This is a genomic window from Propionigenium maris DSM 9537 (assembly GCF_027925155.1).
GTDB classification, from domain to species: Bacteria; Fusobacteriota; Fusobacteriia; order Fusobacteriales; family Fusobacteriaceae; genus Propionigenium; species Propionigenium maris.
In genome coordinates this window covers 84,996-101,204 of sequence record NZ_BSDY01000010.1, presented here as the reverse complement: position 1 = coordinate 101,204, position 16,209 = coordinate 84,996, and the positions used below count along the sequence as shown (strand labels likewise).

Annotated in this window: 11 protein-coding genes and 1 riboswitch; of the genes, 9 read left to right on the top strand and 2 right to left on the bottom strand. The window is 43.0% G+C overall.

What is annotated here, in order from left to right; translation table 11 throughout:
- The first annotated feature begins 113 nt into the window (after positions 1–113).
- The 3 genes from carB (at position 114) to QMG11_RS11700 (ending at position 5,024) form a co-directional block, all read left to right on the top strand.
- Positions 114–3,320, top strand: a complete 3,207-nt coding sequence (gene carB / locus QMG11_RS11710) for a carbamoyl-phosphate synthase large subunit (protein ID WP_281836189.1) — start codon at positions 114–116, stop codon at positions 3,318–3,320.
- Between the two features lie 142 nt (positions 3,321–3,462).
- Entirely contained in the window at positions 3,463–3,780 is a 318-nt protein-coding gene (locus QMG11_RS11705) for a putative periplasmic lipoprotein (RefSeq protein ID WP_281836188.1), read from the top strand.
- A gap of 8 nt (positions 3,781–3,788) precedes the next feature.
- The gene (locus QMG11_RS11700) at positions 3,789–5,024 is read left to right on the top strand and encodes an ankyrin repeat domain-containing protein (protein ID WP_281836187.1); all 1,236 of its coding nucleotides are present in this window, start codon (positions 3,789–3,791) and stop codon (positions 5,022–5,024) included.
- A gap of 614 nt (positions 5,025–5,638) precedes the next feature.
- Here QMG11_RS11700 and QMG11_RS11695 read toward each other — a convergent pair.
- Together QMG11_RS11695 and QMG11_RS11690 are read right to left on the bottom strand one after the other, a co-directional pair.
- The gene (locus QMG11_RS11695) at positions 5,639–5,815 is read right to left on the bottom strand and encodes a hypothetical protein (RefSeq protein WP_281836186.1); all 177 of its coding nucleotides are present in this window, start codon (positions 5,813–5,815) and stop codon (positions 5,639–5,641) included.
- Between the two features lie 50 nt (positions 5,816–5,865).
- The gene (locus QMG11_RS11690) at positions 5,866–6,249 is read right to left on the bottom strand and encodes a winged helix DNA-binding protein (RefSeq protein WP_281836185.1); all 384 of its coding nucleotides are present in this window, start codon (positions 6,247–6,249) and stop codon (positions 5,866–5,868) included.
- Positions 6,250–6,731: 482 nt separating this feature from the next.
- Positions 6,732–6,819, top strand: a riboswitch (SAM riboswitch).
- Positions 6,820–6,926: 107 nt separating this feature from the next.
- On the opposite strand from QMG11_RS11690, the gene QMG11_RS11685 reads away from it, so the two are divergent.
- From QMG11_RS11685 to QMG11_RS11660, 6 genes are all read left to right on the top strand, one after another.
- Positions 6,927–8,249, top strand: a complete 1,323-nt coding sequence (locus QMG11_RS11685; protein ID WP_281836183.1) for an O-acetylhomoserine aminocarboxypropyltransferase/cysteine synthase family protein — start codon at positions 6,927–6,929, stop codon at positions 8,247–8,249.
- 86 nt (positions 8,250–8,335) lie between these two features.
- Positions 8,336–9,214 carry a methylenetetrahydrofolate reductase [NAD(P)H] gene (gene metF, locus QMG11_RS11680; protein WP_281836181.1) on the top strand — a complete coding sequence of 293 codons (879 nt, stop codon included), beginning with the start codon at positions 8,336–8,338 and terminating at the stop codon, positions 9,212–9,214.
- Positions 9,214–10,041 carry a homoserine O-acetyltransferase/O-succinyltransferase family protein gene (locus QMG11_RS11675; protein ID WP_281836179.1) on the top strand — a complete coding sequence of 276 codons (828 nt, stop codon included), beginning with the start codon at positions 9,214–9,216 and terminating at the stop codon, positions 10,039–10,041. The genes metF and QMG11_RS11675 overlap by 1 nt, the downstream gene beginning before the upstream one ends.
- Before the next feature lie 318 nt (positions 10,042–10,359).
- Complete coding sequence (locus QMG11_RS11670; RefSeq protein WP_281836177.1) at positions 10,360–11,535, top strand: aspartate kinase; 1,176 nt, start codon at positions 10,360–10,362, stop codon at positions 11,533–11,535.
- A gap of 142 nt (positions 11,536–11,677) precedes the next feature.
- Complete coding sequence (metH, locus tag QMG11_RS11665) at positions 11,678–14,998, top strand: methionine synthase (RefSeq protein WP_281836176.1); 3,321 nt, start codon at positions 11,678–11,680, stop codon at positions 14,996–14,998.
- A 147-nt stretch (positions 14,999–15,145) separates the two neighbouring features.
- Positions 15,146–16,162, top strand: a complete 1,017-nt coding sequence (locus tag QMG11_RS11660) for an IS256 family transposase (protein WP_281836174.1) — start codon at positions 15,146–15,148, stop codon at positions 16,160–16,162.
- Positions 16,163–16,209: the final 47 nt, after the last annotated feature.

The window sequence follows — 16,209 nt, the reverse complement described above, 5'->3', positions numbered from 1 at the left end:
ACACTACAAAACTTTCACATTGACGAGGATACACAAATGGCGGTTGCTTATTGCAGCCCCTGGCCACTGAATAGATGGCAGCTTTTCAACTTTTTTTCGGGAGGATATTAACTATGTTAGATAAAACTATAAAGAAAACCCTTGTAATAGGATCTGGTCCAATCGTTATCGGTCAGGCAGCGGAATTCGACTACTCTGGAACTCAGGCTTGTGAAGCACTAAAGGAAGAGGGAATCGAGGTAGTACTGATCAACTCAAACCCTGCAACTATCATGACAGATAAGGCTGTAGCAGACAGAATATATATCGAGCCAATCACAGTAGAATTCGTAGAAAAGGTAATCGCTAAGGAAAGACCAGACTCAATCCTTGCTGGAATGGGGGGACAGACAGCTCTAAACATGGCAGTTGAGCTAGAGGACAAGGGAATCCTTGAGAAGTACGGAGTAAGGGTAATTGGAACTCCTATCGATTCAATCAAAAGAGGAGAGGACAGAGACCTATTCGGAGCCGCTATGGAAAAGATCGGACAGCCTACCATCGAATCTAAGATTGTAGAAAGTCTTGAAGACGGACTTAAGTTTGCCGGAGAGATCGGTTACCCACTGGTAGTAAGACCGGCTTATACCCTTGGAGGATCTGGAGGAGGTATCGCTTACACTCCACAGGAACTAGAGGACATCCTGCTAAAGGGACTGTCTCTATCAAGAGTAGGACAGGTTCTTCTTGAGAAATCCATCCTAGGTTGGAAAGAGATTGAGTATGAGGTAATGAGAGATAAGAATGGTAACTGTATCACAGTTTGTAACATGGAAAACATCGACCCAGTAGGAATCCACACTGGAGACTCCATAGTAGTAGCTCCATCTCAGACCCTTTCAGACAAAGAGTACCAGATGCTAAGAACCGCTTCCCTTGAAATCCTTGATGAGATCGGTGTTATCGGTGGATGTAACGTTCAGATAGCTCTACACCCTAAGTCATTTGAGTATGCTATCATCGAGATCAACCCAAGAGTATCCAGATCATCAGCACTGGCTTCAAAGGCAACTGGATACCCTATTGCAAGAGTTGCTGCAAAGCTTTCCCTTGGATACACACTGGATGAGGTAAAGAACGAGGTTACCGGTCAGACATATGCCTGCTTCGAGCCTGCCCTTGACTATGTGGTATGTAAGCTTCCTAAGTGGCCATTTGACAAGTTCAAGAAAGCAGATAGAAAACTGGGTACAAAGATGATGGCTACTGGAGAGGTAATGGCTATCGGTAACAACTTTGAGGCAGCATTCCTAAAGGGAATCAGATCCCTAGAGATCGGTCAGTACAACCTGGAGAACAGAGTTGCCAAGGAGATGACTATAGAGGAACTGAAAAAGGCTGTAATGAGACCAGACGACGAGAGAATCTTCGTAGCAGCTGAGATGCTTAGAAGGGGATATGTAAAGGAAACTCTTCAGAAGATTACTGGAATGGACAAGTTCTTCATGGAGAAGATCGAGTGGATCGTAAAGCAGGAGGAGCTTCTTAAGAGAATGACCCTCAAGGATCTGGATGAAAAGTTCCTGAGAAACCTTAAGAAGAAAGGGTTCTCAGATAAGGGGATCGCGGAGCTTATGGGTGTATCTGAAGCTGATATCATAGCTAAGAAGAGCCTTTACAACATCAGGCCAGTTTACAAGATGGTTGACACTTGTGCAGCAGAGTTTGAGGCAGTATCATCCTACTACTACTCTACATACGACCAGTATGACGAGGTAGTTGTATCGGATAAGAGAAAGATTGTAGTAATAGGATCTGGACCAATAAGAATTGGACAGGGAATCGAGTTTGACTACTGTACAGTACATAACATCAAGTCCCTTCAGAAGATGGGAATCGAGACTATCATCATAAACAACAACCCAGAGACAGTATCAACAGACTTCTCAACTGCAGACAAGCTATACTTTGAACCACTGGTAACAGAGGATGTAATGAACATCATCGAGAAGGAGAACCCAGAGGGAGTAGTACTTCAGTTCGGTGGACAGACTGCAATCAAGCTTGCCAACGACCTAGCAGCTAGAGGAGTTAAGATAATCGGTACATCTGCAGACAAGATCGATGAGGCTGAGGACAGAGAGAGATTCGAGGCTATGATGGAGAAGCTTGATATCCCTAGACCTACAGGAAGGGCTGTATGGAATACCGAGGACGGTATCGAGATTGCCAACAAGGTAAAGTACCCAGTACTTGTAAGACCATCATATGTACTAGGTGGACAGGGAATGGAAGTTTGCCACGATGAGTACAACCTGGTTAAGTACCTAGAGGCATCATTCCTGAGAGATCCTGAGAACCCAGTACTGATCGACAAGTACCTTAACGGTATTGAGATAGAGATCGACGCTATCTGTGACGGTGAGGATGTACTTATCCCAGGAGTAATGGAGCACCTGGAAAGAGCTGGAGTTCACTCTGGAGACTCTATCACAGTGTACCCATCTCAAAATTTGTATGAGGGAACTGAAGAGAAGATCCTGGAGTACTCAAAGAAGATTGCCAATGCCTTAGAGGTATCTGGAATGATGAATATCCAGTTCATCGCATATGAAAATGAAATCTATGTAATCGAGGTAAACCCTAGATCATCTAGAACTGTACCATATATCTCAAAGGTAACTGGCGTACCTATGATCGACATCGCTACAAAGGTAATGCTTGGTCAGAAGCTTAAGGATCTTAACTACGGAACTGGTATCTACAAGAAACCAGATGTAGTTGCTGTAAAGGTACCAGTATTCTCAACTGAAAAGCTTAACAACGTTGAGGTATCCCTTGGACCTGAGATGAGATCCACTGGAGAGGTATTAGGAGTAGCTTCCAATATAGATGAGGCTATCTATAAGGGACTAGTTGGTGGAAACAGAATCAGCCAGATCAAGGAAAAGAATGTTCTTGTAACTATTAGAGACAAGGACAAGGAGGAGTTCCTGGGGCTTGCTCATAGACTAAAGGGGCAGAACTGTAACCTGTATGCAACTACTGGAACAGCTAAGTTCCTAAATGAGAATGGAGTAGAGGCTGAGGTAGTAAACAAGCTGTCTGAGGCAACTCCAAATATCCTAGACGCTCTTAAGACTGGTCAGATCGACCTTCTTATAAATACTCCGACAAAGGCTGGAGACACTATGAGAGACGGATTCAGAATTAGAAGAACAGCTATCGAGTATGGAGTAGAGGTGCTTACATCTCTAGATACTCTAAACGCTATCATGAACATCATGGAAAAGGATGTAGCTGACAGAGACCTAGACATCTTCGATGTATCACTAATCTAAGAAGAATGACAGATAAAGATAAGCAGCCTGAAATTCAGGCTGCTTTTTTACTGCCTTTAACCTCCTCTTTTTATGGAAAGGGCCGGGGTTTTATGTTAAGATTAGTTATATATCAACTAAATAAAAAAGAGGGGGAAGTTCAATGAAAAAACTTTTATTTCTAATCCTTACATGCCTTGCTCTCACAGCATGTAGTTCTACAGATACCATAGAGAGGGAAGCCCACAGCTTCAACTATGCAGGAGTCCTTGAGCCTATAGAGATGTCTATCTGGCAGTATGGAACTCACACTTTGACTACAGATGAGGGAAATTTCTATGCAGTAAAGTCCGATACAATCGACCTCAATGAGTACAACAACAAGAGTGTTCAGGTAGAGGGAGAGGTTATCGATGGATACCCTGTGGACAATGGACCAGAGTTTTTAGATATAAAATCCATTCAGGTAATGAATAAGTAGGGGGAAGTGTGAAGATAAAAAAACACCTTGTGTCTCTACAGATTAAAAACCCCCTCTTCACTGGAGGAAACCTGTGGCTGGACGACAGGGAGGTGGGATATATAAGGGGAAGATCTACTCTTACACTGGAGGAGATAGAGGAGGGAGCCTATAACCTTACCCTACATACAGACAGGGGGACCTTAAGGAATACCCTTATTGCCCAGGCTGGAGTCATCCACTCTATCCACCTGGCCCATGAGTTTCAGGAATCCGAGATAGAGTACCGGTTCAAAGAAGCTTCGGAACTGGCAGTTAACCACAGCAACCTGGAAAGGTTAAAGGAACTGGCAGCTATTCCCGGCATCCTCATAAAAAGATCCTTTGAAGAGGGGAAGTCCCTTCTTCATATGGCTGTGGACTCCTTCTACTATGAGGGGGCAAGAGTACTTCTGGAGATGGGGGCTTCCCCCAACTCCAAAGATCGTTTTGGCAGTACTCCCCTCATGTGTGCTGTGGAAAAGTCCAATATCGACCTGGTTAAAAAGCTTCTCAGGTATGGAGCTGAGGCCAACCTGCGGGACTGTCACAATGAAAATGTCCTTATGAAGGGAATCACCAACCATAGAAATGCCATGAATATTTTCGAGATACTTCTGGAAAGGGAAGTAGAGATGGATATCAAAAGCTCTGCTTCTAAACTTACTCCCCTGCTAAAATCTCTTGCAAACAAGGAGTTTGAGAAGTTTGCCCTTATCCTTATAGAAAAAGGAGAGAAGAAGGATCTCTACATAAAGGATAGTCAGGGAAGCTCTTCCCTGGATCTGGCTCTAACAGGAGGAAGTATCAAGTGTATAAGAAAGCTCATTGAGATGGAGGTAGCTCCTCTATCTCCCAAATCCCTTTATAAAGCAATAGATACAGAGGACCTGGATATCATGAGCTATGTAACGGACAGCCTCGTAGAGAGAGGATGGGATATAGATATGGCAGGGGATAACGGTGTGACTCTCCTGATGCACTGTTGCAGCCTGGGATACCTGGAGGGAGTTAACTTTCTTCTGGACAGAGGTGCCTCTCTGGAGAGAAGGGATTTTCAGGGGGAAACCCCTCTATTTTACTCCCTCTACCACCCCAACATCTGCTCTCTCCTCATCGAGATGGGGGCAGACAGGGAACATGAAAACCTCAAGGGGGAAACTCCTCTTATTAAGTTAATCCCTGAGAAGTTTAGAGTGACGTCTAATATTCTTCTCAAAGGATAAAATTTTTTATAGTCTGTGATATTTTTAATTAAGGTTCTTAAAGTAAAATCTATTTTACACCTTTCTCTTGTACCCCAAGGGCATTTCTTCCCTTTGGTCAGGTCAAAAAAAGGTGCCAAAAGTTCAAGACTTCCGATAATAGTCTTAATGAGTATGACCTATTTTCCGTTTCTTTTTACAGGTGCTAGATAGAATCTATTCTACAGGACGAAACGAAGTAGAGATAATAAGTGAAGTAGAACGGCCATCTGCAGTTAACCATTTAAATTCATAACTAGAAATATAGAAATATTTATTAAATATATGTAGTTTAAAGTGTCCGAAGTAGTCGATGTGCCTTTGACTCCAAGCTTTATCTGGACCGTTAAACTAATTAAGTTTATCGACTGCTATACATTAAGTTGTTTCTCTTAAAAAGAAGATTGTAGCTGTCAAAGGTCGTATATTAATAGACTTACCAGAGAGACATTACATAGGACTAGACTTTCTTTGATTCGTTTTGCCTTTGTTCTTAGTTTACTTTAGTAAACTTTAGAAAAATGGTATGTCATGACAAGAAATGAATACATCTTATAACAAAAAAAGAACCGATTACTCGGTTCTTTTTAAATACTCTATGATTTTTCACACTTTTTGTTGGATATTACACAGTCACCACTTTGAAGCCACTTACAGCCAGCTCTTCCACTCATCTCCTGACAGTAGTGATCCTTCTCCCTCTTTAAATCTTCCATTCCCTTAGCTTCCCTGGAAACTTCCATTACTTTCCTTTCTTCAATTACCCCAAGCATAGCTCTTCCTCCTGTTAGACCAAAGACTGATAACTGCTCCAAACTTAATTTTAATAGCTCTTTAAAGCTTCCTCTATACTGTTGAGACTTTTTATTATTACATCCAACTCCTCATCAGTTATTTCCTTCTTGTATTCCTCTCTTATAAAGGTGTAGATCTCATTTGTCCTTCTGTAGATCTCCTCTCCCTCACCTGTCAGGAGATACTCATTTCCTGATTTTTCAAGAATTCCCCGTGAAAGAAGACTGTCTATAAGTCTAGAGATATAAGATTTATCCTTCAAAAGGACATCTTTTACATTATTTTTAGTGCACCTTTTTCTCTTGATTGCTTCTATGGCCAGCGTCTCGTTAAATGTCAGATTTACTTCTTCGTTTTTTAATATAGACTTATACCTTCCCATAATTCGGTTCATCACAAGTAATGTGTCCATAGCCACCTCCCCTTAGCATTTTATGTTATCAGAATTCCCACCTTAAGTCAGTAGATTTTGTCTACTCAATGAAAATTTTTTTGTAAAAATAAATTCCTATCAAACACTTTCCTCAGTCAAGTTTCAGAGTTGTCATACTTCTTAATAAAAATTGTAAATCTTCAAAAGTTATATATTTAAAGGTTTTTATATAATGAACATTGTTTTATTTGTCTTAAAAAAATAAACCACTAATTAAATTATATAATACTATTTTTTTCCATATTTTGTGAAGTAAAACTTACTTTTTTTTAGAATTAATAATCCCTCCACTCCCAATGAAAAGAAAAAGCGTTTCACCCGCTATAGGGTAAAAGTTTGGCTAAATTTAAATAATTTTTTAAAAAAATATTGACATGCTGCATCCCCCTGTGATAAAGTCGTATCTAATAACTCTCAAGGGGTTATTGAAACTGAATATGATTGTCTTGCTGTAAAAGACAATCCCATCAAGAGAAGTGGAGGGACTGGCCCTATGAAGCTTCAGCAACCTACCCAATGGGTGTGGTGCTAATTCCTGAGAAGATGGATATGAAGGGGATAAGTACATACTTGTCGAAGACTCTATTCATCTAAAGACTCATTTAGGTGAATGGAGTCTTTTTTATATCTTATTTTTTATATCTAGGAGGAGAAGTATGACTTACAGATTTGAGACACTACAGCTACATGGAGGACAGGAGCCAGATACTGCCACAGGAGCAAGGGCAGTACCAATCTATCAGACATCATCCTACGTTTTTAAAGATACCACCCATGCTGCAAGGCTATTTAATCTGGAGGAGCCCGGAAATATCTATACACGTCTGGGAAACCCCACTACTGAGGTTCTGGAGAAGAGGATGACCCTCCTTGAGGGGGGAGTGGGGGCTCTGACTGTGGCTTCTGGATCTGCTGCTGTTACCTATTCAATCTTAAATATAGCAAGAGCCGGGGATGAGATCATCGCCTCTAACAACCTATATGGGGGTACCTACAACCTTCTGGCAAATACCCTGAAGGATTTCGGAATAACCACCAGGTTTTTCGATCCAGAAAATCCCCAGGAGATAGAGAAACTGATAACCGAAAGAACCAGAGGGGTCTATATAGAGAGCCTTGGAAATCCCAGTGGTCAGGTAATCGATATAGAGGCTATCTCTGCCCTGGCACACAGCCATGAGCTACCTCTCATTGTGGACAACACCTTTGCCACACCATACCTCATCAAGCCTTTGGAGCATGGGGCTGATATAGTGGTCTACTCAGCTACTAAGTTCCTGGGAGGCCACGGGACTACCATAGCCGGGGTAGTTGTAGATGGAGGAAGGTTTGACTGGAGCAAAGACAAGTTTCAAAACTTCAACACTCCAGATGAGGGGTACCATGGTTTAAAGTATTCCAACCTGGGAGAATCAGCATATATTCTCAGAGCTAGGGTAAAGCTCCTGAGAGACACTGGAGCAGCTCTCTCTCCATTTAACTCCTTCCTCATCCTCCAGGGGCTGGAGACCCTCTCCCTGAGGCTTGAAAGACATGTGGAGAATGCCAGAAGGATAGCCAGCTACCTGGATAACCACCCAGAGGTAGAGTGGATCACCCACCCGGAGTTTTCAGGGGAGGAGCAAAAAAAGTTAGTAGAAAGGTATCTTAAGAATGGACCTACATCCATCTTCACCTTTGGACTTAAGGGGGGAAGGGAGAGAGCCGGAAGGTTTATAGATTCCCTGGAGCTCTTCTCCCATCTGGCCAATGTGGCTGATGCCAAGTCCCTTATTATCCATCCAGCTACCACTACTCACGGTCAGCTTAGCACTGAGGAGCTCCTTCAGTGCGGAATAAAACCTGAAACCATAAGGATCTCTGTGGGGATAGAAAGCGCTGAGGACCTTATCGAGGACCTGGAGAGAGCTATCTCAAGGAGTTTAGAGGCTGAAACTAACGTTCTAAAGTCTCATAGTGAGATAGCTAAGGTAGATTAACTATTTAGGGGAGAGGCCCATAATTCAACAGAAGCAAGAACGTCTACATAATTTTATTACATGTGAAATAAAGAGGGGGAAGACCTATGTCTATAAATGAATTGTATAAGAGAAAGAAACCTGTTATATCCTTTGAGATATTTCCACCCAATGAGAAGTATCCCATAGAGAGGGTGTACTCCACCATGGATGAACTGGCTAAACTAAAGCCCGACTATATCAGCGTTACCTATGGTGCCGGAGGGACTACCAGGGGGAGGAGCGTAGAGATAGCCTCCAGAATAAAAAATATTCACAATATCGAAGCTCTGGCACACCTGACCTGTATAGGAGCAACCACTGCGGAGATAGACAGAACCCTTCAGGAGCTCAAGGATAACGGTGTCCACAATATCCTTGCCCTCAGGGGAGATGAACCTTTAGAGGGAGAGCTGCTGGGGGGAGATTTCAACTATGCCTCAGACCTAGTAACAAGGATTAGAAGGAAGGATACCTTTACCATAGGGGGAGCGTACTATCCCGAGGGCCATTTGGAGAACAATGATCTCCTGGATCTCTTCTATCTGAAGAAGAAGGTAGAAGCAGGAACGGACTTCCTCATCTCCCAGATCTTCTTCGACAACAACTTCTACTATGAGTTCCAGGAGAAGGTAGAAAAGCTTGGGATCCACATCCCCCTCATTCCGGGAGTTATTCCTGTGACCGATGCCAGGCAGATCAAGAAGATTACTGAACTCTGCGGATGCAGCATCCCTCCTAAGTTTCAAAAGATACTGGACAGGTATGAAGATAAGCCCGAGGCCCTTAAGGAAGCTGGAATAGCCTATGCTGTGGAGCAGATAATAGACCTTATCTCCTCGGGAGTAAGGGGGGTGCATATCTATACCATGAACAAGGTAGAGGTGACAAGAGAGATCATGAGAAGGATTGAGAATATAAGGGAGTCCTTTGAGGAGGTAGTCTAATGGGGATCTATATAGATAGGAAGTTCAAGGGAGCTGAGAGAGCTGCTCTGGAGGGGATTACGTTCACCAAGGGAAGGGGAGATATAAGGATAGGGATAGTTAACCTCATGCCCTACAAGGATGAGGTGGAGTATCAGTTTTTCACTGTTCTTGGAAGATATGATAGAAGGGTAGAGGTGGAGTTTCTCTATCCCTCTACCCATAATCCTAAGAACTCCTCTAGGGAGTACCTCAAAGATAACTACTATCCCCTTCACAGCTATAAGGAGAGAAATTATGACGGAATAATAGTTACCGGGGCCCCTGTGGAGGAACTCCCCTTTGAGAAAGTAGGTTACTGGGAGGAGCTGGACAAGTTCTTTAAGGATAATACCCTTCCCTCCATCTATATCTGCTGGGGAGCCCAGGGGGCCCTCTATTCAAGGTATAAGATCGAAAAGCACTCCCTTGAGAGGAAGCTCTTCGGGGTCTTCCACCACAGAAACCTTGAAAATCCCTTCATAGGGGAGGATTTTCTGGCTCCCCACTCCAGGGGGACCTACAACAGAAGGGAGTCCATAGAGAAGGCCGGATTAAAGGTATTAAACTTCTCTGAGGAAGCTGGGGTCTATATGTGCAGCTCACCGGACTACAGGGAGATCTTTATCAGCGGTCACGGGGAGTATCAGAAGGAGAGGCTGCAATATGAGTATGGAAGGGACGGGAGGGAGCTTCCTGAAAACTACTTTCCAGAAAACGACCCCTCCAGAGAACCTTCTCTTACCTGGGATACACACAGGGAGGAGTTTTACAGAGAGTGGTTAAATTTTATAAGTGAGATTAAATAAATATGGAGATCTCAAAAAAAACTCCGTTTTAAGTTACTTTATTTGCACCTTTCTCTTGAAAAAAAGGTGCCCAAAGTTCAAGTCTTTCGATCATTGTCTTTCAAAGCAGAGCAAAGTTTCCGTTTCTTTTCATTGGCTCTAGATAGAACCTATTCTGTATAACGAAACGACGCAATTTATTCTGTGAAGCTCGCCGACTATCTGCAGCCGACATTTAATCAAGGCTTTAAGAGAAATTTAACAGCCTTTATTTTAAGTAATTTATAGCAAAGGAGGAAGGTTTCGTCAAAAAAATTCAAACCTAAGAGGGGGAAAGCTATGGCACTACTTGTGGAGAAATACGGGGGTACATCTGTTAAGAATGTAACAAGGGTAATGGAGGTGGCCTACAATGTCAGAGACAGGATAAAGGAGGGGCATCAGATAGTTATGGTGGTCTCAGCTCCAGGGGGGATGACCGATGAACTTATAGAAAGAGCCAAATCTATAAACAGCAACCCCAGGGGAAGGGAACTGGATGTCCTCCTCTCTACAGGGGAGCAGATCTCCATAGCCCTCATGGCAATGGCTCTGGAGAACCTTGGAGTAAAGGCCATATCCTATACAGCTTCCCAGCTGGGAATTATAACTGTGGGAGAGCACAACAGCGCCAGGATAAAAGAAATCCATACTGAGATGGTCAAGAGGAAGCTGGATGAAGGCTATGTTGTGATAGTGGCAGGGTTCCAGGGAGTTACTCCAGGTGGAGCTGTAACAACTCTGGGAAGGGGTGGCTCAGATACCAGTGCTGTAGCTCTGGGGGCTGCTCTGGGAGCTAGAGAGGTGGATATCTATACAGATGTAGATGGAGTATACAGTGCCGATCCCCGTATTGTGGAGGGAGCGGTCAAACACTCCGACATCTCCTATGAGGAGATGATAGAGATGGCTGGTTCCGGAGCTAAGGTCCTTCACTCAAGGAGTGTGGAGTTAGCTGCAAAATATGGAATAGATATACACCTGAGGTCCTCCTTTAACTGGAGGGAGGGAACAAGAATAGGGGAGGAGAAGCATATGGAAAAGCATGTAATCAGAGGAATAGCTGCTACAGAAAACCTCACAAAGGTATCCATAGAGGGAAGGTGTCTCTCACTTTCAGATACCATCGGGGCTATCTCAAGGAGCGGAGCTAATATAGATGTCATTACCCACAACTATCAGAGGGGAAGAACGGAGATCTCCTGTATCATCAAAGAGGAGTATCTGGATAGTGCTCTTTCGGCGATAGAAACAGGAGAGGTTTCGTGGAGGAAGGAACTTGCCAAGGTATCGGTTATTGGCCTGGGTGTAAAGTCCAAGGGGACAGCTGCCACTGTCTTTGATATCTTATCCAGGGAGGGGATAGAGGTAGAGGGAGTCTCCTGCTCGGAGATCAATATCTCCTGTATCATCCCAGAGGAGGATGTGAAGAGAGCCCAGTGTGCCCTCCACAAGGAACTAATTGAAACAGAATAGGTTTACATACATCGCCGACTAGATATTTGCTATTATTTGAACTGATTAAGAAGCTATCACGAATTGCACTAATAACCGAGTAGATCTCTAGGAGAGTATCGACACAAATTTTTGAAAACTACCAAAGAAACTGGGGGAAGTTATGAAGAAAGAATTGATAGATATATTAAATGAGAAAATAATGATCCTTGACGGTGCTACAGGTACCGCTATACAGGACTACAGCTTAGATAGTGAAAGCTATATATATAACGATAGGGAACTGGCAGGCTGTCATGAGATCCTTAACCTTACAAGAAGGGATGTAATCTTGGATATCCACAAAAGGTATATCCAGGCTGGGGCCGACATTATAGAAACCAATACCTTCAATGCTAACTGGATCTCCCTGGAGAAGTACGGTATAGGAGACCTGGCATACAAACTGGCATGTGAGGGAGCTGCCATTGCAAGGGAGGCAGCCCTGGAAGCCCAAGAAAAAAGCGGTAGAAAGATATGGGTGGCGGGATCTCTGGGACCTACAAGTAAGAGTGCTTCCATCCCCACAAAGGAGGACCCTATATCCAGGGATGTGGAGTTTGATGAGCTCCTTGAAGCATATAAGGTTCAAGTTGAAGGGCTTATGGAGGGAGGGGCTGATATCCTTCTTATCGAAACCATCTTTGACGGACTAAATGCCAAGGCTGCTGTCATAGCTGCAGAAGAGATCTTTGAACTCAAGGGAAGGATGCTCCCGATTATGATATCTGCAACTGTAGACAGGGAGGGAAGACTTCTGTCGGGACAGGATATCTACTCCCTTATAAGATCGGTGGACAGGGATTCCATCGTCTCCTATGGACTAAACTGTTCCTTTGGAGCCAAGGACCTCATTCCCCTGGTTAGAAAAGTAGGAGAGGTTACCGATAAATATCTCTCCATCTATCCCAATGCAGGCCTTCCAAATGCTGAGGGAAGGTATGATGAGCTCCCTGAGACAACCCTGGAATACTTAAAGCCTCTCATAGACAGTTGTGGGATCAATATTATAGGGGGATGCTGCGGGACCACACCACATCATATCGACCTTATAAGCAGCTACTCTCAAGGAAAGAAACCCCGTGTTCCTGCAAAAATAAAAGATATCCCATTTCTTTCGGGAAATGCTCTTCTTCCCAAGAGCTTAGATTTCCTAGTAGTGGGAGAGAGAAATAATGTGGCTGGCTCCAGAAAGTTCAGAAGACTCATAGAGGAAAAAAAGTATGAGGAAGCTCTGGAGATCTCTAGAAATCAAATTGAGAGGGGTGCCCATATTATAGATCTAAGTCTGGATGATGCTCTCCTTGACTCTGTAGAGGAGATGAAAACCTTCCTGAAGATCCTGGGGAACGATGCCTATACCTCCAAGGTCCCTGTGATGATAGATTCCTCCAACTTCCGTGTAGTTGAAGAAGCCCTGAAAAATATACCTGGAAGGGCAATTGTTAACTCAATAAGCCTCAAGGAGGGAGAAGAGGAGTTTCTCAGAAAAGCCTCTCTGATAAAAAAGTATGGAAGTGCTGTTGTGGTCATGGCCTTCGATGAGGGAGGGCAGGCAGTTACCTCTGAAAGAAAGATTGAGATAGCCAGAAGAGCCTACAAACTTCTTACAGATAGCGGATGGGATGGAAGGGATATTGTTTTCGACACCAATATCCTCACCATAGGAACGGGAAGGAATGAGGACAGGTACCATGCTGTATCCTTTCTCCAAGCTGTGAGCTGGATCAGGGATAACCTTCCAGGTGCCAGAACCATTGGAGGGGTAAGCAACCTTTCCTTTGCCTTCAGGGGAAATAATCCCCTGAGAAGAGCTATCCACAGTGTGTTTTTAGCAAAAGCCAGGGAGAAGGGACTTTCCATGGCTATAGTGAACCCCGGTGAGGAGGGGAATCCTTCAGAAGATCTCAGAGGGATAATAGAGGAGCTCCTAGAGGGGCAGGATGTGGTGGAGAAGATCCTTGACTACAACTTTGATACTACTCCTCAAAAAAAAATAGAGGAGATAGTTAAGGAGGAGAAAGTAGAGGAGAGACTTAAATCTGCTATCCTTAGAGGGGGAAGCTCCACCTTCAGGAAGGATATAGAGGAAGCTCTCAACCACTACAAACCTCTGAATATTATCCAGGATATCCTCATGAAGGGGATGACTGCTGTGGGAGATAGATTTGAAAATGGTGAACTCTATCTTCCCCAGATAATAAGATCTGCCTCTGCAATGGAGGAAGCTGTAAATCTTCTAACTCCCCTTATGGAAAAGGGGTCTGAGATACAAAGAACCGCCAGAGGAAGAATCCTCATGGCTACAGTAAGAGGAGATGTCCACGATATCGGAAAGAATATTACTGCCACTGTGCTGAAGTGCAACGGCTATGAGGTAATAGATCTGGGAGTAATGGTTGAAAAGGAGATCATACTGGAGGAAGCTGTCAAGAACAACGTAGACCTGGTTACCCTGAGCGGTCTGATAAGCCCCTCTCTAACTGAGATGGAGAAGGTTGTGTCCCTCTTCCATGAGAAGAAACTTAACATCCCAATCCTAATTGGGGGAGCTGCCACCTCCAGACTCCATACAGCCCTTAAGCTGGAACCTAAATATAAAAGAAAAGTCTTCCATGTTACCGATGCATCCTCAACCCTTCCTGTAGTGGGAAGCCTTTTGAGTATCGACAACTTTCAATATATAGATTCTGTTATGAATAACTACAGCTTAATTTCAGAGGCTTACTACAACAATAAGGAAAAGAAACCTTTAAAGAACGTTGAAGAGGCCAGAAGGAACAGGAAACAGGTGAGATATTCCCCAGTACCACCTAAAAAGATAGGAAGGGAGTATATGGAGATACCTTTGGATAAGCTGGAGCCACATATAAACTGGAATATCCTTTTACATGCACTAAAGGTAAAGGGGACATCTCATGAGGAAAGGACTTTAGATGAAGCTAAGGAGATTCTAGAAAACTGGAAGTTGAAAGATGTAAAAGCCAAGGCTGCAGTAGGGATTTTTCCCTGCAGAAGAATAGAGGATACAGTAGAGGTAGAGGGAATAGAACTTCCCCTTGTAAGGGACCTTGGAGAAACAAATGAGTCCCTGGCCGATTATATAGAGGAGGAGGACTATATAGGGGGCTTTGTGGCTTCTATAAGAGCTGTAGAGGAGGATAACATTACCCATCAGTTACTAGCCAATACTCTGACTGAAGCTACTTCTGAGTACCTTCAAAGCTATATAAGCAATAGCAACTGGAATATAGGATTGAGACCAGCTATTGGATATCCATCCTTGCCTCATCATTCTATGAAGGAGGAGATCTTCAAGATAGTAGAGGGAGAAAAAACAGGAGCTTCTCTTACAAAAACCTATGCTATGACTCCAGCTTCCACTTTATGTGGGCTATACTTAGGAAGCCCTAAAAGCAAGTATGTCATTCCTAAAACAACTTAATAATAAAAGAGGCCTTTAAGCTGTTATACGCTTTCAGGTCTCTTCTTTAATTATAATTGGTAATGTAAATAGTTTTGTATTTTTAGATCCTTCTCTTGATTACTGAATGATACTGTTGTATCGAGGTAATTAAGGGAGGAATTTTTTATGTCTGGATTACCAAAGGAACTTGTTAGAGATTTTGTCAGAGAAGGAAACTTTAAATCCATCAAAGATATCGAAAATGCTTTAAAGGATATCTTTAAAGATACCATACAGGAAGCTCTAGAGTCTGAAATTGAAGAGGAACTTGGATACTCCAAGTATGATTTAGCTAATAAATCAACCAACAACATCAGAAATAGAAAGTACAAGAAAACCGTTAAATCAAGCGCTGAAAACCTTGACCTGCTAGTCCCTAGAGATAGAGAAGGCGCGTACCAGCCTAAGATTGTTGAAAAGCACCAAAGAGATATATCAAACCTGGAAGACAATATACTATCGCTCTATGGAAAGGGTATGAGCACCATAGACATCAGCTCCCATGTTCAGGATATCTATGGAGTCAGCGTTTCTGCTGAAAGCGTGAGCAGAATAACAGATAAACTAATTCCTCTGATTCAGGAATGGCAGAACAGACCTCTTGACCCTGTATACCCCTTCATCTTCCTTGATGCCATACACTACTCGGTAAAAGAGGAAAATAGGATTGTTAAAAAGGCTGCCTACGTTGTCTTGGAAATTACTCTGGAAGGAAGAAAAGAAATTCTTGGAATATACATAGGTGAAAATGAAACTTCGAAGTTCTGGTTATCTGTAATGACTGACCTTAAAAACAGAGGGATTAAAGATATCTTAATAGCCTCTGTAGGCGGCCTGAATGGCTTTGATAATGCTATTCTAAGTGTATTCCCCCAGGCTCAGTTTCAGAGGTGTATAGTTCATCAGATCAGGAATACTTTAAAATATGTAAGCTACAAAGACAGGAAATCTTTTGCGCATAACTTAAAATCCATATATACAGCTCCTAATGATGAAGCAGGCATAGCCGCTCTTAATTCCGTTAAGGATTCCTGGAAAGCCAAATATCCGTATGCTCTAAGGAGCTGGGAGGTAAGCTGGGATCAGATCCTGGGACAATTGGCAATTAAATATGAAAACAGGCTCTCAGAATATTTATTCTAAAGAGCCTGCTGGCTTATTCAGTAATTAAGTTAGGAGAAAACACAAAA

Excerpts from the sequence above, each read along its gene's own strand:
- metH (WP_281836176.1), top strand. The coding sequence starts at position 11,678 with ATGAAGAAAGAATTGATAGATATATTAAATGAGAAAATAATGATCCTT.
- metF (WP_281836181.1), top strand. The coding sequence starts at position 8,336 with ATGTCTATAAATGAATTGTATAAGAGAAAGAAACCTGTTATATCCTTT.
- QMG11_RS11675 (WP_281836179.1), top strand. The coding sequence starts at position 9,214 with ATGGGGATCTATATAGATAGGAAGTTCAAGGGAGCTGAGAGAGCTGCT.
- QMG11_RS11660 (WP_281836174.1), top strand. The coding sequence starts at position 15,146 with ATGTCTGGATTACCAAAGGAACTTGTTAGAGATTTTGTCAGAGAAGGA.
- QMG11_RS11705 (WP_281836188.1), top strand. The coding sequence starts at position 3,463 with ATGAAAAAACTTTTATTTCTAATCCTTACATGCCTTGCTCTCACAGCA.
- QMG11_RS11695 (WP_281836186.1), bottom strand. The coding sequence starts at position 5,815 with ATGCTTGGGGTAATTGAAGAAAGGAAAGTAATGGAAGTTTCCAGGGAA.
- QMG11_RS11690 (WP_281836185.1), bottom strand. The coding sequence starts at position 6,249 with ATGGACACATTACTTGTGATGAACCGAATTATGGGAAGGTATAAGTCT.
- carB (WP_281836189.1), top strand. The coding sequence starts at position 114 with ATGTTAGATAAAACTATAAAGAAAACCCTTGTAATAGGATCTGGTCCA.
- QMG11_RS11685 (WP_281836183.1), top strand. The coding sequence starts at position 6,927 with ATGACTTACAGATTTGAGACACTACAGCTACATGGAGGACAGGAGCCA.
- QMG11_RS11670 (WP_281836177.1), top strand. The coding sequence starts at position 10,360 with ATGGCACTACTTGTGGAGAAATACGGGGGTACATCTGTTAAGAATGTA.